The 19,618-nt window shown below is 60.7% G+C and carries 16 protein-coding genes, 2 tRNA genes and 1 pseudogene; 12 read left to right on the top strand and 7 right to left on the bottom strand.

Annotation, left to right across the window (positions count from 1 at the left end; genetic code table 11):
• Positions 1-38 precede the first annotated feature (38 nt).
• Entirely contained in the window at positions 39-653 is a 615-nt protein-coding gene (locus SB771_RS04755) for a TetR/AcrR family transcriptional regulator (protein WP_410721765.1), read from the bottom strand.
• 115 nt (positions 654-768) lie between these two features.
• Here SB771_RS04755 and SB771_RS04750 point away from each other — a divergent pair, with 115 nt between their 5' ends.
• On the top strand, positions 769-1,509 hold the full coding sequence (locus SB771_RS04750; protein WP_175660229.1) for an SDR family NAD(P)-dependent oxidoreductase: 741 nt from the start codon (positions 769-771) through the stop codon (positions 1,507-1,509).
• Positions 1,510-1,783: 274 nt separating this feature from the next.
• Here SB771_RS04750 and SB771_RS04745 read toward each other — a convergent pair whose 3' ends face one another.
• Positions 1,784-1,990: a hypothetical protein gene (locus tag SB771_RS04745; protein ID WP_175660228.1), complete on the bottom strand. Its 207-nt coding sequence runs from the start codon at positions 1,988-1,990 to the stop codon at positions 1,784-1,786.
• Here SB771_RS04745 and SB771_RS04740 point away from each other — a divergent pair.
• Positions 1,950-3,128 carry a right-handed parallel beta-helix repeat-containing protein gene (locus SB771_RS04740; RefSeq protein WP_244096778.1) on the top strand — a complete coding sequence of 393 codons (1,179 nt, stop codon included), beginning with the start codon at positions 1,950-1,952 and terminating at the stop codon, positions 3,126-3,128. The two genes, SB771_RS04745 and SB771_RS04740, sit on opposite strands and share 41 nt — an antisense overlap.
• Positions 3,129-3,493: 365 nt before the next feature.
• Here SB771_RS04740 and SB771_RS04735 read toward each other — a convergent pair.
• Positions 3,494-3,570: transfer RNA gene (locus SB771_RS04735), tRNA-Met, on the bottom strand.
• 870 nt (positions 3,571-4,440) lie between these two features.
• On the opposite strand from SB771_RS04735, the gene SB771_RS04730 reads away from it, so the two are divergent.
• The 3 genes from SB771_RS04730 (at position 4,441) to SB771_RS04720 (ending at position 6,803) form a co-directional block, all read left to right on the top strand.
• Positions 4,441-4,941 carry a hypothetical protein gene (locus tag SB771_RS04730; protein ID WP_175660226.1) on the top strand — a complete coding sequence of 167 codons (501 nt, stop codon included), beginning with the start codon at positions 4,441-4,443 and terminating at the stop codon, positions 4,939-4,941.
• On the top strand, positions 4,928-5,671 hold the full coding sequence (locus SB771_RS04725; protein WP_175660225.1) for a hypothetical protein: 744 nt from the start codon (positions 4,928-4,930) through the stop codon (positions 5,669-5,671). Before SB771_RS04730 ends, SB771_RS04725 begins: the two co-directional genes overlap by 14 nt.
• A 193-nt stretch (positions 5,672-5,864) precedes the next feature.
• Positions 5,865-6,803: a reverse transcriptase family protein gene (locus tag SB771_RS04720; protein WP_175660224.1), complete on the top strand. Its 939-nt coding sequence runs from the start codon at positions 5,865-5,867 to the stop codon at positions 6,801-6,803.
• Between the two features lie 87 nt (positions 6,804-6,890).
• On the opposite strand, the gene SB771_RS04715 is transcribed toward SB771_RS04720, so the two are convergent.
• A complete protein-coding gene (locus SB771_RS04715) occupies positions 6,891-7,466 on the bottom strand; it encodes a recombinase family protein (RefSeq protein ID WP_175660223.1) in 576 nt (191 codons plus the stop codon).
• A gap of 205 nt (positions 7,467-7,671) precedes the next feature.
• Here SB771_RS04715 and SB771_RS04710 point away from each other — a divergent pair, with 205 nt between their 5' ends.
• The 5 genes and pseudogenes from SB771_RS04710 (at position 7,672) to SB771_RS04690 (ending at position 14,688) form a co-directional block, all read left to right on the top strand.
• A complete protein-coding gene (locus SB771_RS04710; RefSeq protein WP_175660222.1) occupies positions 7,672-9,477 on the top strand; it encodes a DUF262 domain-containing protein in 1,806 nt (601 codons plus the stop codon).
• A 532-nt stretch (positions 9,478-10,009) separates the two neighbouring features.
• On the top strand, positions 10,010-10,555 hold the full coding sequence (locus SB771_RS04705) for a hypothetical protein (RefSeq protein ID WP_175660162.1): 546 nt from the start codon (positions 10,010-10,012) through the stop codon (positions 10,553-10,555).
• Positions 10,548-10,895 (top strand): hypothetical protein, encoded by a 348-nt coding sequence (locus tag SB771_RS04700; RefSeq protein ID WP_175660221.1) that lies wholly within the window; start codon positions 10,548-10,550, stop codon positions 10,893-10,895. Before SB771_RS04705 ends, SB771_RS04700 begins: the two co-directional genes overlap by 8 nt.
• An 89-nt stretch (positions 10,896-10,984) precedes the next feature.
• A pseudogene (locus tag SB771_RS04695) lies at positions 10,985-13,051 on the top strand (DUF927 domain-containing protein); the annotation flags it as partial.
• An 842-nt stretch (positions 13,052-13,893) separates the two neighbouring features.
• A complete protein-coding gene (locus tag SB771_RS04690) occupies positions 13,894-14,688 on the top strand; it encodes a DUF6602 domain-containing protein (protein WP_208446590.1) in 795 nt (264 codons plus the stop codon).
• A gap of 177 nt (positions 14,689-14,865) precedes the next feature.
• Here the strand turns inward: SB771_RS04690 and SB771_RS04685 are convergent, their stop codons facing one another.
• From SB771_RS04685 to SB771_RS04675, 3 genes are all read right to left on the bottom strand, one after another.
• Complete coding sequence (locus tag SB771_RS04685) at positions 14,866-16,074, bottom strand: tyrosine-type recombinase/integrase (protein WP_175660220.1); 1,209 nt, start codon at positions 16,072-16,074, stop codon at positions 14,866-14,868.
• A 165-nt stretch (positions 16,075-16,239) separates the two neighbouring features.
• Positions 16,240-16,314 (bottom strand) — tRNA-Arg (locus SB771_RS04680).
• 147 nt (positions 16,315-16,461) lie between these two features.
• Positions 16,462-16,644: a rubredoxin gene (locus SB771_RS04675; protein WP_041491231.1), complete on the bottom strand. Its 183-nt coding sequence runs from the start codon at positions 16,642-16,644 to the stop codon at positions 16,462-16,464.
• Positions 16,645-16,841: 197 nt separating this feature from the next.
• On the opposite strand from SB771_RS04675, the gene SB771_RS04670 reads away from it, so the two are divergent.
• Together SB771_RS04670 and SB771_RS04665 are read left to right on the top strand one after the other, a co-directional pair.
• Entirely contained in the window at positions 16,842-17,246 is a 405-nt protein-coding gene (locus SB771_RS04670) for a DUF4399 domain-containing protein (RefSeq protein ID WP_041491385.1), read from the top strand.
• Between the two features lie 197 nt (positions 17,247-17,443).
• Positions 17,444-19,429, top strand: a complete 1,986-nt coding sequence (locus SB771_RS04665) for an ATP-binding cassette domain-containing protein (protein WP_175660219.1) — start codon at positions 17,444-17,446, stop codon at positions 19,427-19,429.
• Positions 19,430-19,618 lie beyond the last annotated feature (189 nt).

Here is a 19,618-nt window from a genome sequence, read left to right as displayed (position 1 = left end):
CGCGCGTGGTTTCGCGGGTTGCTTTCCGGGGCCCGCCGTTAGCCGGCGCGCGCGTCCGCGAGCGCCGGCCACGCGGCCAGCGCGGCTTGCGCGACCGCTTCCAGATCGCGACGGCTCGCGCCGTCGCGCGCCTGAATCGACATTCCCTGTTGCACCGTCACGTAGTAGCGCGCGATCGCGTCGAGATCCGCGTGCGCGGAAATCTCGCCCGCTGCAACGCCTTCGCCGAGCCGCGCGCGTAACGCGGCGACCGTCTGCTCGCGCATGGCGATCAGCATTTGCCGGACCGTGTCCGATCGCTCGGCCGGATGCAGCGCCGACAGGACGATCAGGCAGCCGGCCGGCTTCGACCGGCGCGTGAACACGCGGGCGGTCTGCATCAGATAGTTCTCGATCGCGTCGTGTGCGCTGCCGGCCTGTTCGACGCCGTCCCAGATCTCACGGCCCTCCGTTTCCCGATAGTGCTCGATCGCCTGCCGGAACAACGCATCCTTGCTGCCGAACGCCGCGTACAGGCTCGGCGACGCAATGCCCATCGCGGCCGTCAGGTCCGTCATCGACGCACCCTCGTAGCCGAGGCGCCAGAACACTTCCATCGCGCGATCCAGCGCCGCTTCCTTGTCGAAGCTTCTCGGTCGGCCCCGTTCAGCCATGACATTCGTTCCTTCGTCGATATCTGTATCGATCGATAAAATAATTCAATTGACAGCGCCGCGCAACCTGCCACATTCTGTGTCGATCGTTACATAAGTGACCACAGGAGCTTTCATGAATCGACTTCAAGGCAAGCGTGCACTCGTCACGGGCGGCAGTCGCGGCATCGGCGCGGCCATTGCGAAACGGCTGGCGGCCGACGGTGCGGACGTCGCGATCACTTACGAGAAATCGGCGGAGCGGGCGCGGGCCGTCGTTGCCGACATCGAGGCGCTCGGCCGCCGGGCCGTCGCGATCCAGGCCGACAGCGCCGATCCGGTTGCCGTGCGTGGCGCGGTCGATCATGCCGCGCAGACGCTCGGCGGCCTCGACATCCTCGTCAACAACGCGGGCATCTTCCGCGCGGGCGCGCTGGACGACCTCACGCTCGACGATATCGACGCCACGCTGAACGTGAACGTGCGCGCGGTGATCGTCGCGTCGCAGGCGGCCGCGCGGCATCTCGGGGAGGGCGGGCGCATCGTGTCGACCGGCAGTTGCCTCGCGACGCGCGTGCCCGAAGCGGGGATGAGCCTCTATGCGGCGAGCAAGGCCGCGCTGATCGGCTGGACGCAGGGGCTCGCGCGCGATCTCGGTGCGCGCGGCATCACGGTCAATATCGTGCATCCGGGGTCGACCGATACGGACATGAATCCGGCCGACGGCGAGCATGCCGGCGCGCAACGTTCGCGGATGGCGATTCCGCAGTACGGCAAGGCGGAGGACGTGGCGGCACTCGTCGCGTTCGTCGTCGGGCCGGAAGGGCGTTCGATTAACGGTACCGGGTTGACAATCGATGGCGGTGCGAATGCATAAGCGTAGAAGTGCGATGTAATTTGCTCGTGTGCTGCCGGTAATCGCTGCACCGATGCCGCGCGCGATCTCGCGGTCGCGCGCGCCTGAATCAGCCCAGACGTTCGCCTGATGAAGAAGGTTCGGGATTCTATGCAATGTCGGATACGTGTCAGTTGCGTTGAATCACGGAGGATTGCGAACGGTGGCCTCCGCACGGAATTCATTTACAAAGTGCGCTGGCGTACTTACGATGACGCCAATCTGGGCTAGCGGAACATCGTATGCGTACAGTCGATCAAGCGATGCTTGCCGCGCTCTGCCTTTGTCTTGCCGCATGCGGCGGTGGCGATGACAACAATGCGGCGGCATCGCAAACCGTTGCGGGTACATCGACATCTGCCGGCGCCGCATCCGGCGCATCCATTTCATCGACGAATTCCGGCAGCTCTGGCTCGACCGGCATCACTCCCGGCGCGACGCTTCTGCCGTCCAGCGGCTCCAAACCGGTTCTCGTCGCCGATGTGACGGTCTCCCCGGCCGCCGACGGCCGTGATCAAGCCGACGCGTTGCAGAAAGCATTCGACAGCCTGCAGGCCGGCCAGCGCCTGGTGATCGCGCCGGGCCGCTACGTCGTCGGGCATTCGCTTGCCGTGAACGTGCCGCAGGCGGTGATCTCCGGATATGGCGCGACGCTCGCCGCCACGAATCCGGCCGACCAGACCATCGTGATGCGCGGCACCGGTTCGACCCTCGTCGGCGTGACGCTCGCCGGCACCGGCACGACGCGGCTCACGACACCCGAGTCGACCAAGGTCGAGGTGACGGGCGCGGACGTTCAGGTGCTCGGCGTGACGATCCAAGGGGGCGCGAGCGCGGGGATTTTCGTGTTCGGCGGCAGCGGTATCGCGATCGTGGGCAACACCGTGCGCGCGACGCTGGCCGACGGCATCCATACGACCTACGGGTCGACCAACGTGCTGGTGCAGAACAATACGGTGACGGACACCGGCGACGATCTGATCGCCGTGGTCAGTTATCTCGGCGACGGCCGGCTCAGCAGCAACGTGCTCATCGACCACAATGCGGTGTCGGGTAATGCGTGGGGACGCGGCATTACTGTCGTCGGCGGGCAGGGCGTGACGATCTCGAACAATACGGTCGACGGCGTCGAGAAGGCGGCGGGTATCCTCGTCGCGCAGGAAGACAGCTGGAAGACTTATGGGTCATCGAACGTCGTCATCGCCGGCAATACCGTGACCAACATCCAGAACTCGAACGTGAACAACGGCCTGCAGCCCACGCAACAGGGCGCGATCGAGCTGGATACGTGGACGGGAACGGTGTCGGGCGTCGCGGTGACGGATAACCGCGTGTCGGGATCCGGCTATGCGGGGTTCCGGGCGTATGGGAACGTGTGTTCGTTCAGCGTGACGGGCAATACGTTCTCGTCGATCGCCGGGTTGCCGGTCGGGCTGTTGACGAACGGGTGCGCGGTGGAGCAGATCGTCGTCGACGCGAATCGGCTCGGGGATGGCAGTGTGCTGGCGCTGCCGGCCGGGGCGTCGTCGACGGGGACGTTTGCGGTGACGGGGGTGAATGCGAGTTTGATGCCGAAGGTCAGGACGGGGTTGATGCGGTGAGGGGGCGGTGAGGCCGGTGGCCATTGCCTGGGTAAAGCTCGGCGTATGCGGGTTCGGCGGAGCAGGCGGCCAGTTGTGAACGTGGGCGATCTAACGACTGGATGCGGCGAACGCGGGCGACGCGATTTCCAGCCCAGCGTGGTGACAACTGCGCGGGATGGGGATTCCATTCCACGTGAACGCTTGAGGCCGTCCAATCATTGCAAGAGCGTTTTTCACCGGGCAGCGTAGCGACGCTCCGACGCGGCCACGATGGCAGCCTCGTGCGCTAATAGATCAAGACAAAAGGATAGGTGGGATCAGTCGTGCTGGAGCAGCAATCAAATCAAAAAGCCCGCTTGCTTTCGCAGAGCGGGCTTCGATGTTGGTTGCGGGGATAGGATTTGAACCTATGACCTTCGGGTTATGAGCCCGACGAGCTGCCAGACTGCTCCACCCCGCGGCGCGAAGTGTACTCGCACTGTTGCGGTGCGTCAAACGATCAATGATATGGCTCGTCCGGGGCGATTGCGCGTCGCCCATCAGAATGCGCTCGCTTGCATTGCCTGGGTTCTCTCGGATACCCGAGCGTTACCTTCGTTTCGATCAAGTAACCGATCCATGTTTGTTACCCTCCGGCGGTTGGATAACACTTTGGGTAACAGCCGGAACACCTGGTCGAAAAACGCGGCGCGCAGTGCCCGCGCATTCGGAAGGGCGCCGGAAGGCCCGCGGGGAATCGGCGGTTGTTTCCACTGGTGGTCGCTGGTGGAAGTCCGCAACAAAAAACCCCGCACAGCCAAGCGTGACGGGGTTCTTGTGGCGAAGCTGGTGAAACTTTGGAGACTCTCTGGTCCCCCGACAGAATTCATGTCTTTCGCTACCGTGCGGTATTCGAGCGAGCAGACTGCATAGATACCAACAAAAATACCAACACGCATCCGAGCATACGAGTAGTCGACGATAGTAGGTGCTGTAAGTGACGGTTACCGCGGCGCCGGACGCAAAAAATTGTTGGAGATTTGGAGACAAGCATTCATTTCGGCTCGTCTGCCTTGTCTGGTAAGGCTGTAACTGTCTCCAAGTCTATCTCCAGAACATACATTTTCTTGGAGACAAGGTTGGAGACAGACGGGTGGCGTACGTTGTTTGCATCGTCGTCGCGTGAGTCACTTCGCCGTCTGGAGCGTTGCGCGCAAAGGTCCCCTCGCCACCGCCTTCCCGGCCTCAGCAACGGAGAGCGCCCCGCGACTGTGTGTGAGTTTTTTCGATACCCGCCAGACTCAAACGATTCGTATAATGGCCTCCTTGTTGATGCGTGTCAGCGACTACGATGGAAAGAGTGGCAAACGCTTTGGCGCAACAAGCGATCGATGCCCAGGACCTAGCGATCGCTAACCTCTACGGCCGTAGCGCATTCAATCGATACTATTACGCAGCCTATTTGTCCGTCCGCGAAATGCTCCAGTCCGGGCAGCCGGATTATGCAGGCGCGTCTCACAGCGATCTTCCGGGGCTCTTGGAAGGCGCGGTTCTGAAGCGCATCAAGGTGGAAGTCCGCCGGCAAGTGAAACTGCACCTGTTGATCCACGGCGATGGTGAGGCGATGATTCATGTTGCGACTGCTGCGCTTACCAGCTTGGCCGATATTCTCCGGGATGGCTACCGTATGCGGGTTATTGCTGACTACAGGCCAGCTGTTCTTGCAATCGTAGAGGACAAGCGCGTCAGGCTGGAGGACAAGAACTCGGACGCAGCCCGGAATTGGAATAAGCGTGCACGTCAAGCTATCGGAAATGTCGTGAGTATTTGGAGAAAACTTGGGCTCATCTAGCGAACAGGATGTATTGGCCGCACTTGGTGATCATCGGCAGTACGTGAAGAGTGTCCGAATCGCCGATGGAACTATTTTTCTATCGATGGATGGCCAACGGGTAGCGTCCAACGCTAATGAACAAAACCAGACATCTCGCCGGCGATTAGGCTACCTCTCCAAGGTGCTCAATGCTCGCTTTAACATGGACGTGCATATCGCTTTCTCGTCTGACGACGAAAATGAGCGAGTTGAGTCCCTCTTGCGCGACACCCTAAAACGTGCGTTTCCGGACATTGTCACTGAGGTTACCGTTGGCTCCATAGAGGCTGACCAAGGTGTTGTTTGGATTGTCGCTGACGGCGTGACGTCGATCGAGCGTGCCAACGAGATAAGGGGCGCGGCACAAGCTGTTCTCGACGCTGTAGCACTTCCTCACAATACGATTCACATACAGGCGCCGGTGGTGCAAGAGCCCACTGTGGTTGCGATTCTTGTGCAGGCGAAGATCCTGTCGCCCGCCACCGTCGATGAGTTGTACAAGGTGCTTGCGGAAAATTTTTGGATGCCATCAGAGCGTTGGCTGTCGACGAAGTTGGACACGCTGCGGAAGAAGGGCTTCTTGTTACGAGATCATGATGGCCGGTTCCATGTGACCGAGTTGGGCCTCGTGACTGTGCCTCATGGGCGACGCAAGAGTTCCACTGATGTGATTCGTGCACTTAGACTGAGCAGACGAAAATGGGAGTGATATACTCGCCGCGGTGGCGTGTTTCGCGAGAGCGCGTATCGCGCTCATTTGCGAAGACCATGGACAGAAGGGTGCCTGCCGAACGGCGGACGCTCCTTCGGATCGTCCGCCGTTCGGCAGGCGACTCAACGAAAGCAATCTCAGCTTTGCTCTTCCCGTGAACACGCCACCACTTCTCGTAAATTTCCCGTCTTTGGACTACCTGCTCAAGGCTCTTATGGAAGAGTCCAGGGAGGTTCATGCTGACGAGGTTCGCTTCCTGATCGAGCGGAAACTTCCGCCGGCCGTTTCGACGCGTGTTATCGCGACTCTATTCGGCTTTAGCCCGCTCTTTCTGAGCGCTATTGCTCGGCGGCCAGATCGCTACTATCGTCAATTTGAAATCCGGTCTGGTACGAAGAGGCGATTGATCCAGTCTCCCAAAGTTGCTTTGAAGCTTGTTCAACGGTGGATAGGTGGAAATTTGGCGACATCGTTGACATATCCCGATAGTGTCTATGGATTTGTGCTAGGTCGCTCGCACATCGACGCGGCGGCAAAGCACTGCGGCGCCGATTGGGTTTATTCCGTTGATGTAACGGACTTCTTCCCGAGCACCAGCTTCGATGCCGTGCAGCGAGCATTAGAGGAGGTAGGTTATCAGCCGAAAGCGGCGCAGCTCGTCGCGACCTACAGTTGCTTCAGGGGCTTTCTTGCTCAGGGCGCCCCATCGAGCCCGGTGTTATCCAATCTGGTGTTTTTTCCTTATGACCGGCGGCTGGAAGAGTACGCTGGTGAGCGTGGCGTTATGTATACGCGCTACGCAGATGACGTTGTCCTTTCGGGGCGCGGTCAACCGCCTGACGATCTGAAGGCTTTTGTTCGTCAAACGATTGAGGCAGGTGGATGGAAACTTTCGGAAAGAAAGGAAAAGCTCGCTACGAAGCCAAATCGACTAAAGGTGCACGGATTACTTGTCGATGGCGATAGTCCTCGTCTGACGAAGGGATATCGGCATCGCATTCGAGCGCTGACTCATCTGCTTGAGAAGGGCTCGGTGTCTCCGGAAACGATGCCGATGGTGCTGGGCCATATCAACTATGCAAAGTTGGTAGCGTCAAAAGGCCGGAACGAGGGGCAAGGCGACATCTGATGTGTGGCAACGACACCAATTGTGGCTTGATATGAATCGCTAGACTGGGAGCCGTTAGGACAATTCCTAACGGCGGCCGTTCAAGGCTTATCCCGACATGCGTATCCGCATGATCGTCTGGCGGCTTGTGCCATATTCCCTCGCAAGTCCAGATACGCTCGAACCTTGCTCGATTTTCCGTAAAACTTCGGCTTGTTGTTGCTTGGTAAGGGTGGATGGTCGCCCCAGTGCTTTCCCTTCTGCCTTTGCTCGACTAATACCTGCATGCGTCCGCTCGATAAGCAGGTCACGTTCAAACTCCGCGACAGCATTTAGTACCTGCATCGTCATCCGGCCGGCTGCACTAGTCAGGTCAACACCGCCGAGCGCGAGGCAATGAATTCGAATACCGCGATCCGCGAGAGCCTCGACGGTCGCGCGCACGTCCATTGCGTTCCGGCCAAGTCGGTCGAGCTTTGTGACAATCAGCACGTCACCTTCTTCCATCCTGACCAGTAACTCCGCGAACCCGGGTCGTTGATTCGCACTGACACTGCCGGAAATGCTCTCCTCAACAACTCGGCGTTTGTCGACGGAAAAGCCGGCTGCCTCAATCTCGCGGAGTTGGTTGGCCGTCGACTGGTCGGTGGTGCTGACACGGGCGTATGCGAAGGTCCGGGACATGTTGCGTATTCGATATGTTCGAAATGGATGTCCGAATCGTAGCATATGTACGAATCTTACTTTCCCATATTTTCGGACATGGCTGTGAACTACTGTACGAAAAGGTTCGGTTTCGGACATGCCAGTTGACGCTGTAAGCTTGAGCGTCGATCCGCTACAGTAGAATTTGGTACCAGCCCACTGACGCACAATGGAAGCCAATCCTATGACTGAACCAGAACAACAGCGTACGCATCAGGACCTTACTGTTAAAGGCGAAGCGATCCAGCGCATCTATGGTAACTATCAGGCTTGGCGCTATATGGTGAATCGGCGCTATCAACGCAAGCTGGTCTGGACGCTCGAGGAAAAGCGTCAGTTCATCGACTCAATAATTTCAGGGTACCCGGTCCCGATTGTGCTCCTCGCGGAGCAAAAGAAGGAGTCGCAGAATTTATTCGAGATTATCGACGGAATGCAGCGGCTCAACGCGATATTCTCCTTCATTGAAAATGAGTACGACGTCGAGGGATGCTACTTCGATCTTAATACAATGGCGGAGACAAAAGCGCTTCTCGACGACGGCAAGTTGCAGCAACAACAGCCTACCCTGGCGAGAGACGTGTGCGTTCGAATTGCCGCGTACACGATACCTCTGTCGATCTACGAATTTGCCAATGATGACGATGTCGATGAGGTGTTTCGGCGAATTAACTCTGGTGGACGCAAGCTGTCGCGACAGGAGCTGCGGATCGCTGGAGCAACAGGCCACTTTGCGGACGCTGTCCGGCTCATTTCTTCGAAGGTTCGTGGTGACGTGTCCGCTACGAATGAGCTTCCGCTTAACGAGATGAAGAAGATTTCGATCACGAATCGCGAGTTGCCATACGGTATCAACGCGGACGAGATTTTCTGGATCAAGCAGGGGGTGCTGACAAAGGAGCAGGTGCGTGAATCGCGTGACGAAGAACTGGTTGCCGACATTCTGGCATTCATGCTGCTCGACGAGAAGCCATCATCGCGCAGTGAGTTTCTTGACGACTTCTTCGGTTTTAGCGATGGGCAGGCGCAGCAACAACGGTACGCCCAAATCGAACTTGCAACGCAAAAGCACACGATCGAAATTGCTGAGAGTGATTTTCAGCGAGTGCTGGATCAGATCAAGGTGACGCTTAACCGTGCGGGGCGGACACTCAGCCAGCTCTTGTTTGGTGAGCAGTCGCCTCGCGCACCTCGATACTTCCAAGTGGTGTTCCTAGCTTTGCATAAGCTCATCGTTCTACAGAATCAGGAGGTAATCGATCAAGACATGCTGGTGAAGTTTCTCGATGGCAGCGGCGCTAACATTCCGGTTCCTGAGGGTGGTCGCTGGGGCGCCGAGGCTCGCGCTAACGCAGTGAACGGCGCCGCAGGAGTATATGGGCCCGCGTTCGGCCCGGCCAAAGGCTATGACCCCGCGCAGGTTCGGTGGATCACCCAGATGGAAAATATCCTGACACAATCGTACACGGAACAAGGGGCTTACGATTTCAAACAGGGTTTCCTCCGACTGGACGGTAAAGACCAATTCGATGAAGACAGCTTTGACAAAATTTTAAAGACGCTCGCGGGAATCGCGAACATTCGTAAGGGCGTGCGTGGATATGTTCTCGTCGGTGTGGCTGACACTGAGGCAGACGCGCAGCGAGTAACGAAACTGTACGGGGTGGATGCACGCCCGTTCGAGCGCTTTTTTATAACGGGTATCGAGCACGAGGCTGCTGCCTTAAAAAAGTCGCTGGATGATCTTTTTATGGAGTTAACGACTCGGATAAAAGATTCGGCGCTGTCGGAGCCTTTGCGGGATTATGTCGCGCGTAACGTAAAGGCAGTCAGGTACTACGACAAGACGGTCTTTGTCTTCGAAGCTCAAGCCCAAGACGAACCGTCGAACTTCGGTGGCGTATTTTTTGTTCGGCACGGTAACAAGTTAGCCGAGGTTCCACCTCAAAAATTTGGCGAACTGTACAAGCGGTTCATGGCCGGGATGTAACGCATAGACAGTAATGCCGAGTGGATGGGTGTCGCGCCGGTTGGAGGGAGATTTTAGTGAAACAGAAAGGCCGGCGCGACCCGTCACAGTAAAATATTAGTCAATAAGCTTGGCGCGGCTATTTGAAGGAAAAAATGCCTGCGCTGGCTGCTCGGCATTTTTCAGTAAGGGTGCATGTGAAGTGTGGGCGATGAACGTTGTCGTGTCGTCGGGTGCCACCGTAGGGGGGCTTGGTGATGAGATACGTTGCCTTGAAACGATCGCCATACGGAACCGACGCCATTCAAGAAATCCACTATCGGAACACTTCCTTGAAGATCTGCTCGCTCCCCTTGATAACTACGAAGTAATTCACCGCCGCCCTGAATGGAGAGCGATTGCCATGGGCCTCGCGCATTTCGTTGAGACTGCCCTTGCACGTCATTGGGAGATTGACGGTGCGTGTCGTCGAAATGTGTACTGTTGGCGACGCGCTGAGGTGGTAGAGAGATGGGACTATCTAGCATGGGCCCAACGTGCTGCCACGAACCTCATGCGTCAAGCGTACAGCATTTTGAAGCGAGGCGATGAAGCGGAATCTGATGACGGGGATTTGCTCGCTGCTGCACGTCAGTACATCGGCTATAGCGGCCTTCTGTCCGATGCGCAGTTGCTGTCCGGGCTCGCGGTCCATCAGGCGAGTACAGCGATTGAGTGTTTGATCGACAGCGCGAACGCTGTTGAGAATGACGCATCGCTCGTCCGACGGCTACACCGGTTGCACGAGCCAGGCATTCAGGCGGACCCGATTGGCCGCTCGATGTTTGATGACGAGGTGGAGTTAGCTCTTGATCGTGCTGCGCTACGTTATTTCTATCCGAGCTTGGAGGACGTGACTGAGTACCGCGTCCATGCGGAAAAGTTACTTTTGCTCGCGGACGTGAGCGCGCTTGGCCGTCTATCTGCCCGCGAGACGAGTCAACTGCATCTTGCTGAGGGCACTTACGAGCGCTCGCTCGTCGACATGGGGCAAAGCGTTGCAAGCCGGTATTCGGCCGAAATGCGCCGTACCGCGCAACCGGAGGTATGCCATGACTGATGAGCGCATCCGAACCGCGGTTATCAATGGCTTCGACAACGCACCGCCGCTCGATACCGGCGCTCCGATCGAGCTGCAATTCGCCGTCGACCTTGGCGCGATCTGCGCCGACGCATGGCTCGACCTGAAAGGCGACGTGCGGCTGCACGACTACGCGGCGCATCAAGTCGCCGCGTTCGCACGCGGCATGGAAGCCGCCATGCAGGACGCGGGCGACGTCGACGCGCACCGCGTGACGATCAGCCGCCAAGCGTTCGCGGCCGGCCTGATGGGGCGCGTGCAGCGGCACCTGTTCGCGGCGCTCGGCCTTGTCACGCGCGAACCGCGCACGACGCACTGAGGGGACGGCCATGGCAAAGACGAACAAGAACGCCGTGCAACCGCCCGCGCCTCACTTCGTGGCCGAGGTGAATCGCCCCGATCACAACCGTTGTTTGCGCCGACGACGACCACACGACAAAGGGTAATCCGGGCGTGACGAAGGCCCGCGCGGCGGCCGAGGCTGTCGCCGGCATTGTGGCCGTGCCCGACTTCGGCTCGAATCGTCCTCCGGCTGGCACCGACTTCAACGACCTGGCTGCGCACGTCGGCCCAGATACGGTGGCCGCCGCCGTGCGCGCTGCGCTTGCGCCGGCCGGCTCGGCCGACGCAGGCAAGGCCGAGGCAGCACTGCCCGCTGCGAAGCCCGCCAAGCGCCCCAAAACGGCCCGCGCGCAGGACGGCAAGTCGCGGTTCGTCGTTGACGACAAGGGCGTGTGGTTTCACGGCTTCAACAATCAGGGCGATCCGCTTCCGCCGCATTGGGTCAGCACGCGGATCGACGTGATCGCGGAGACGCGAAACGAGATGAACAGAGAGTGGGGCTACCTGCTCGAATTCACTGACCGCGACGGCATCCTGAAACGATGGGCGGTGCCGGCCGGCCTCTTTGCCGGCGACGGGACGGAGCTGCGACGCATGCTGCTCGATATGGGCGTGAAGCTTGGCGTGACGCAGATCGCCCGCACGCAGATCGCTAACTATGTGCAGATGGCGCAACCCGATGAGCGCGTGCGCTGCGTGCCGCGCGTCGGCTGGCATCACGGCGCGTTCGTGCTGCCCGATCGCGTGATCGGGACTGGCAAGGAGGCGCTGATCTATCAGGCCGATACGCCGATCCAAAGCCAATTCAAGGAGCGCGGCACGCTGGACGACTGGCAGCGCGAGGTAGCGGCCTACTGCGTCGGCAATAGCCGGCTGTTGTTCTGCGTCGCAACCGCCTTCGCTGGTCCACTGCTGCACTTCTCCGGGCTTCAGTCGGGCGGCTTCCACCTGCTCGGCACGACGTCCAAGGGTAAGTCGACGGGCGGCGTCATCGCCGCGTCCGTGTTCGGCTCGCCGGACTACGTGCGGAGCTGGAAGGCGACCGATAACGCACTCGAAGCGGTCGCCACGCAGCATAGCGACGCGCTGCTGATCCTTGATGAAATCGGGCAGGTCGAGCCGCGCTTGGTCGGCGATGTGATCTACATGCTCGCGAACGAGTCGGGCAAGGCCCGCGCATCGCGTAGTGGCTCGGCAAAGCCGGTTCTCACGTCGCGGCTGCTGTTCCTGTCGAACGGCGAAACGAGCGTGTCCGCACTGATGGCCGAGGGTAACAAACCGATGAAAGGCGGTATCGAAGTGCGCTTGCCCGCGATCCCGGCCGAGGTGGGCGAAATGGGCGTCGTGGAGAAGCTGCACGGCTTCCCGACGCCGGCCGCACTGATCGAGCATCTAGAGCGGCACGCGGGCATGCACTACGGCACGGCCGGCCCCGCGTTCATCGAGTGGGCGTCGTCGCAGGCGGGCGAGCTGGCCGAGCATCTGCGCATGCGCGTCGATGAGCTGGTCGGGCAATGGGTGCCGGACGGATCGCATTCGCAGGTCGCGCGCGTCGCCAAGCGGTTCTGCCTCGTTGCGGTGGCCGGCGAGCTGGCGACGGCGCACGGGCTGACCCGCTGGCCGCAGGGCGAAGTGGTCGAGGCAGCACGTCGCTGCTTCGAAGGCTGGCTCGAACTGCGCGGCGGCACGGGCAATTCGGACGAGGCGGAAGCCGTGCGGCAGGTACAGCATTTCCTCGCCGCACACGGCGACAACCGATTCGTGTGGATGAACCGGGCGCAGGACGGCCATCGGCCGAACGTGCCGCATCGAGCGGGCTTCAAGCCGCATGTGAAGCGCGACGAGCGCCGCACGCCCATCGCATCCGATCGCGAGTATTACGCCGAGTTCGGCGGCAAGATGAGCGCCGACGATGCCGAAAGCGTCGAGACGGAATACCTGAGTGAAGCGGCCGTGTTTCGCAAGGACGTGTGCGCCGGCTTCGATCACAAGGTCGTCGCCAAGGCACTGATGAAGCGGGGCGTGCTGATGCCGCGTAGCGACGGCTACCCGTACCGGCAGGAGTACATCCCCGGCCACGGGAAATTCATGGTCTATCGCGTGCTGCCGTCGATCTTCACGCTCGAACTGTGAAAGACGCCGCCGCCGTCCGGGAGGGCGGTGGCGGGCATTCCTTTGCGCGGCATTTTTCGCCCGCGCGCCAAAGTTACTTTGAGCGATGCGCTCCAGGTGGAACCGGGCCGGCGATCGAATCTTGCCGCCACCGTAACAATCCGGGCTGGTTTATCTCCAGTATCTCCAGCATTCTCCAAATCGTTTGGAGACACACGAAGCCTTACCCCACAAGGCTTTTCGGCCGATTCAGGCGTTTATCTCCAAATCTCCAACTCGTTTTGCAGTGAGCGGGCAGGCGTCGACCGTCTGCGTCGACCGCGAAGCTAGACGGGGTGCGGCTCTCCGGGATTCGAGGTGCATCGACAACGTGTTTTCGAGGGGGGTGTCCGCGACACGCGCCGATCGGGCATTGTTGCGCCGGCCGCAAGTGTCGGGGTGGCCGGAAAGCGGGGGACCCTGCGTCTAGGGCGAAGACGCGGGGCTCACACCCGCGTCCTTTCTCTACTGACCGCGGACATAGGGGGGCCACATATAAGGGGGCAAATCAGATGATCGCCTTATGGCTAGGCAATGGCCGTTTTACTGGTGGGAAACGCACGGAAAGTCATAACCATGCAGGGAAGGTCGCGACGGAACGCCCGCCTCCTTTGGTCCGGGTCGATCGTGCCTCTACGGCGAACCCTAGCGGCGTAACGGTTGTTCACTGAGGGCGTATGAAGAGCACGACGCATTCCGCGTTCGTCCGTTAAGGACTATCACCCGAAGCTGCGCTAGGACATTCAGACGATAGATTCGCTCAGCAAGTAGTCATTCGCGGTCTTTAGATATGATTCGGAGAGAGACAATTGAGGATCAATGGCATGAAGAGAATGCTTGAAGCACATTTCGATGAGGTTGAATCAACTCTATTACAAACCTCTAGAATTGCAGCTAACGCGGGACACACGCTTCATCGCGGGACGCCACGGGAGAATTTGATCACCAACTTCCTATCGACTCACCTTGGTGCGAACGTTGCAATTGGCACTGGAGAAGTCATCGATCACCGTTCGATGCCTCGCGATAAGCGCAACCAGTTCGACATCGTAATTTATCGGACGAACTACCCGAAATTGGATTTCGGCGGCGTTACGGGCTTCCTCGTTGAGTCAGTTGTCGCAACGATTGAAGTTAAATCATTGCTAGACGAGGCTGCAATGTTGCAAGCATGTTCGGCCGCGGCGAACTTGAAGGCACTCGAGTCGCAGTCAACCCGCTATGCATCCTTTGGTTGGATTCCGCCCAAACCACTGTCATTCGTACTTGCTTACGATGGTCCTGCTCGCATGGAGACAGTCAGAAGTTGGCAAACGAAAGTCACCGAGCAACTAGAACTGCCTGCCGACGACTGGACCGACCGGGATAGGCTGACTAAGGCCGGTCATTCACTTGACGCAGTGACGCTTCTCGGACGCGGGATATATACGCTATGCAACTCCCCAATGTTCAATTCCGCTGATGCCCGCGCGAAGATGTTTATGTGGGAAGGTGAGCGCGGCAGTCTTCTCTACTTCTTTCTCGCACTGCAACTTGCGACCATGGGAATGGAAGGCGCCAATCTAAACACCGCGCCGTACCTGCAAGGGCACTCGTTCAACGGCCAATTCTTTGCCTAGGCGACGCGAATGGTCGTTCCAGTTGGGGGCTGCCACGGGGGATCACGCTTGACCGAAGAGCGCATATGGGTCGATAAGCGGTAGATATGCCGGGAGTTTGCGAGCAACTGGTAAAGCGCCCGCTCCCCATCACTGGCAGTGGGGGGCGGGAGGAGTGCCGTGGACAATGTTGGCCCGTTATCGAACTGACGCGATACGCAAGATTTCCGCTCCAGCTTTGAGATGATCTAGGTGATCTCCCCGCGCTTGCATCATTCGCCTGCGCTCCGGCAGATATTCGGCGTGGACGTAGGCGGCCGTCACTTGATTGCGTTCGGCGTGTGCCATCTGTCGCTCTACAACGTCTCGGCCGAAACCGAGTTCGCGCAATGCCGTCGCCGCCAACCCGCGAAAGCCGTGTCCCGTCATTCGCGACTTGTAGCCCATGCGATAGAGCGCGTAGAGCATGGTGTTGTTCGAAATGTGGCTTCGGCCTTGCACGCTATAGAACACGAAGCGACGCTGGCCGTTGAGTGCGCGGAGCTGGGCGAGCACGTCGAGCGCCTGCCGCGATAGGGGCACGATGTGCGGGTCGCGCATCTCCATGCGTTCAGGCGGAATGCACCATTCCGCTGCGGCCTCGTCAAACTCTGACCACTCCGCACGGATCATTTCCGTTGTCCGCACGAAGGTCAGAGCCATCAAGCGGAGCGCGAGCCGGGTAACAAGGTCGCCTTGGTACGCGTCAATGTCGCGCATGAGCTGCGGAATCTCCGTCGCCTTGACGCGGGCCATGTGCTGCACGCCGGGACCCTTCTTCAAGACCGTCTGCGCATCGATGTCGGCCGCCGGGTTCCTGGAGCATCGCCCGGTCATGATCCCGTACTGGAAGACCGCGCGCTGGAGAATCCGCTTCGCTGTCTCGCGCACCCCGCGCGCTTCAACCTCGCGAACGATGCTGAGCATCTGCGGCGAATCGATCTCCGCGATCGGGCGAGGGCCGATCTTCGGAAACACGTGGACCTCAAGCGTATTCAGCACCTTCTCCGCGTAGCCGTCGCTCCAGCCCGGACGCTGGGAGTTGAACCACTCGCGGGCTACCGCTTCGAACGAGTTGGCCGCCGCGATCTCGGCGGCCCGTCTGGCTTCCTTCTTCGCCTCGCCCGGATCGATGCCGGCTGCGATCTGCTCGCGGGCCTCGTCGCGCTTCTTCCGTGCCGTCGCGAGCGTGACGACCGGATAGACGCCGAGGGCGAGCGTCTTCTGCTTGCCAAGGAAGCGGTAGGACAAGCGCCAGTACTTCGCGCCGTTCGGTTGGACAAGCAAGAACATTCCGTTGCCGTCCGTGAGTTTGTACGGGGCCGCGCTGGCCTTCGCGTTCCGTACCTGCACGTCAGTGAGAGGCATTGTTGGTATCTGTGTTGTTGGTATCTGCTGATACCAACAAAAAATGCCAACACTTTCTCCGGCTGTCACTGAGCAACCTTGGGTAACGATGGGAGCTAGAGGTCCGGTCAGACGGGCCTGAGCGGGCGATCTATTGTGAATCTTGGGGGAGGTTTGGGGCTTGGCTGGTCCCCCCGACAGGAATCGAACCTGTATCTAGCGCTTAGGAGGCGCTTGTTCTATCCATTGAACTACGGGGAGAGCCGAGTCCGCGATATTGCGTGTGAAAAAACGCGACCGGGACGGCGATGTGGACAGCGCGCAGAGTATAGCAAACGCGCGGCGCATCGGCGGACGGAATGCGTGCCGGTGCGCCGCGCGCGTGCTCAGTGTTTCCGGAAACCGAAATCAGAAATCCACGACGACGAAATCTTCCTTGCCCACGTCGCACAGCGGGCATCGCCAGTCGGCGGGAATGTCGGCGAAACGGGTGCCGGCGGGGATCCCCTCGTCGGGCAGGCCTTCCGCTTCGTTATAGACCCACCCGCAAATCAGGCAGACCCAGCTTTGGTATTCGATTACGTCGCTCATAGGGCGTTCGGGATGAAGAAAGTCGGTCATGCCGTCCGCGGCGCGGCCAACGGACGAAAGGCGCAATAGTACCGTAATTTCGCCGAACACCTGCGCAACGTCCTTTTAAACGTACGCATCGCGAACAACGCCCGACATCGCACGAGCCGGGCACGCAGTGTATGCTTCGTGAGCCTTTCAATCTGAAGGAGGAAACGATGCTCAACAAGAAATGGATCGCAGGTGCGGTATGTGTCGCGGCACTGGCCGTGTCGACGCTCGCGCGTGCCGAGGCGCGCGTGTTTTTCGTCGAGCCGAAGGATGGCGCGACGGTGTCGAGCCCCGTGCATGTGCAGTTCGGCCTTGAAGGGATGGCGCTCAAGCCGGCCGGCGACATGACGCCGGACACGGGCCACCATCACCTGCTGATCGACGGCAAGCCGGTGCCCAAGGGCGACGTGATTCCCGCCTCCGAACATTCGCTGCACTTCGGCAAGGCCCAGACCGAAACCGACGTGAAGCTGCCGCCCGGCAAGCACACGCTGACGCTGCAGCTCGGCGACGGCGCACACCGTTCGTATGGTCCCGAGCTGAGCTCGACTATCACGGTCAACGTGAAGTAATCGCACCTCCCGCGTGCGGGCGCCCGGCCGGGAAGCTGCGGCCGGATGCCCGCCGCGCCGGCCCCGCAGGGCGCCGAAGCGCGCCACGCCGGCGCCGTCCGCCGAGCGCACGCCTGCAGGCAGTCACAGCACGAAAAGCACCACGCACCGGCATAGTCCGTCAGGCCATCCCGGCGCCGGCCTCCGCCACCGGTACAATGGGCGCTTCCGATTTCTCTCTTCGCCGTCTCCCCATGTCGCTTTATTCCATTACCGGCGCGCAACTCGCGTTCGGTCACGTCGCGTTGCTCGATCACGCGGACTTCTCGCTGGAAGCCGGCGAGCGTGTCGGCCTGATCGGCCGCAACGGCGCGGGCAAGTCGTCGCTGCTGAAGATCGTCGCCGGGCTCGCGAAGCCCGATGACGGGTTGATCACGCGCCAGCAGGAGCTCGTGACCGTCTACGTGCCGCAGGAGCCCGAATTCGAACCCGGCGCGACGGTGTTCGAGGCCGTGGCATCGGGGCTCACGCACACGCGCGAAGTGCTCGAAGAATACGATTCGATCGCGCACCGGCTCGCCGAGACACCCGAAGGCGCGGAGCACGATGCGCTGCTCGCGCGGATGAACGCGCTGCAGTCGTCGCTCGACATGCACGACGCGTGGAACTGGCGCACGCGCGTGTCGATGACGCTCGCGCAGATCGGCCTGACGGACGGCGACGCCAGCGTCGACGCACTGTCGGGCGGGATGCAGAAGCGCGTCGCGCTGGCGCGCGCGCTGGTGCTGCAGCCCGACGTGCTGCTGCTCGACGAACCGACCAACCACCTCGACTTCGACGGCATCCGCTGGCTGGAAGAACTGCTGGTCTCGCAGCGCGCGGGCCTGCTGTTCATCACCCACGATCGCGCATTCCTCGACCGCGTCGCGACACGCATCGTCGAGCTCGATCGCGGCGGGCTGCTGTCGTATCCGGGCAATTTCTCCGCGTACCAGACGCGCAAGGCGCAGCAGCTCGAAGTCGAGCGCGTGGAAAACGAGAAATTCGACAAGCTGCTCGCGCAGGAAGAAGTGTGGATCCGCAAGGGCGTCGAGGCGCGCCGTACGCGCAGCGTCGGGCGCATCGCGCGGCTCGTGCAGATGCGCAACGAGCGCGCGGAGCGCCGCAATTCGCAGGGCAACGTGAGGCTCGACGTCGCGCAGGGCGAGAAGTCGGGCAAGATCGTCGCGGAGCTGACGGACGTGACGAAGCGCTACGGCGATCGAACGGTGGTCGACACGTTTTCGACGTCGGTCATGCGCGGCGACAAGATCGGTTTCGTCGGCCCGAACGGCGCGGGCAAGACCACGCTGCTCAAGCTGATCCTCGGCGAGCTGAAGCCCGACTCGGGCACGGTGCGCACGGGCACGAATCTGCAGGTCGCGTATTTCGACCAGATGCGCGCGCAGCTCGACCAGGACAAGAGCCTGGCCGATACGATCAGCCCCGGTAGCGAATGGGTCGAGATCGGCGGCGTGCGCAAGCACGTGATGAGCTATCTCGGCGACTTCCTGTTCGCGCCGGAACGCGCGCGCTCGCCGGTGAAGTCGCTGTCGGGCGGCGAGCGCAACCGGCTGCTGCTCGCGCGCCTGTTCGCGCGTCCGGCCAACGTGCTGGTGCTGGACGAACCGACGAACGACCTCGACATCCCGACGCTCGAACTGCTCGAAGAGCTGCTGGCCGACTATGACGGCACGGTGCTGCTCGTCAGCCACGATCGCGCGTTCCTCGACAACGTCGTGACGTCGGTGATTGCGGCGGAGGGCGACGGCAAGTGGCGCGAATACGTCGGCGGCTTCACCGACTGGCAGATCCAGAGCGAGCGTTCGCAGCAGCTCGCGCAGCAGGAAGCGGCGAAGCGCGCGGTGAAGGAAGCGGCGCCGGTCAAGGAAGACCCGGCGAAAAGCGCGGCCGGCCGCAACGCGCAGCGCACGGTCAAGCTGTCGTTCAACGAGCAGCGCGAACTCGATGCGCTGCCGCAGAAGATCGCGGCGCTCGAGGAAGAACAGAAGACGATCAACGCGCAGCTCGAGGACGGCGCGATCTTCGCGAAGGATCCGCAGGAAGGCACGCGCCTGACTGAACGGTTCGCGGCGATCGACGACGAACTGCTCGCCGCGCTCGAGCGGTGGGAAACGCTCGAAGCGAAGCGCAAACCGGTCTGACGCACGGCGCGCGGCGCGTCGCGGGCCGGCGCGTCGTACGCCCGCCGCATGGCCGGCCGCACCGCGCGACGATCTTGCGATGGCGCGCCACGCGGAACCAGTAAAATACCGCGCGTCCCGGGTCGCGCAGCGCATGCCGCGCGCCCGCTTTCGAAGCAGTCCAAGCACAGCGTTGTTTCGATTCGCTTT

Source organism: Burkholderia sp. SIMBA_051, from assembly GCF_046534915.1.
Taxonomy (GTDB): Bacteria; Pseudomonadota; Gammaproteobacteria; order Burkholderiales; family Burkholderiaceae; genus Burkholderia; species Burkholderia ambifaria.
The sequence above is the reverse complement of the archived record's forward strand: the minus strand, read 5'-3'. Positions and strand labels throughout refer to the sequence as shown.

Coding starts and splice junctions, on each gene's coding strand:
- SB771_RS04705 (WP_175660162.1), top strand. CDS start 10,010: ATGCGTCAAGCGTACAGCATTTTGAAGCGAGGCGATGAAGCGGAATCT.
- SB771_RS04675 (WP_041491231.1), bottom strand. CDS start 16,644: ATGAGCGACGTAATCGAATACCAAAGCTGGGTCTGCCTGATTTGCGGG.
- SB771_RS04710 (WP_175660222.1), top strand. CDS start 7,672: ATGACTGAACCAGAACAACAGCGTACGCATCAGGACCTTACTGTTAAA.
- SB771_RS04670 (WP_041491385.1), top strand. CDS start 16,842: ATGCTCAACAAGAAATGGATCGCAGGTGCGGTATGTGTCGCGGCACTG.
- SB771_RS04730 (WP_175660226.1), top strand. CDS start 4,441: ATGGAAAGAGTGGCAAACGCTTTGGCGCAACAAGCGATCGATGCCCAG.
- SB771_RS04700 (WP_175660221.1), top strand. CDS start 10,548: ATGACTGATGAGCGCATCCGAACCGCGGTTATCAATGGCTTCGACAAC.
- SB771_RS04750 (WP_175660229.1), top strand. CDS start 769: ATGAATCGACTTCAAGGCAAGCGTGCACTCGTCACGGGCGGCAGTCGC.
- SB771_RS04755 (WP_410721765.1), bottom strand. CDS start 653: ATGGCTGAACGGGGCCGACCGAGAAGCTTCGACAAGGAAGCGGCGCTG.
- SB771_RS04665 (WP_175660219.1), top strand. CDS start 17,444: ATGGGCGCTTCCGATTTCTCTCTTCGCCGTCTCCCCATGTCGCTTTAT.
- SB771_RS04685 (WP_175660220.1), bottom strand. CDS start 16,074: ATGCCTCTCACTGACGTGCAGGTACGGAACGCGAAGGCCAGCGCGGCC.
- SB771_RS04715 (WP_175660223.1), bottom strand. CDS start 7,466: ATGTCCCGGACCTTCGCATACGCCCGTGTCAGCACCACCGACCAGTCG.
- SB771_RS04690 (WP_208446590.1), top strand. CDS start 13,894: ATGAAGAGAATGCTTGAAGCACATTTCGATGAGGTTGAATCAACTCTA.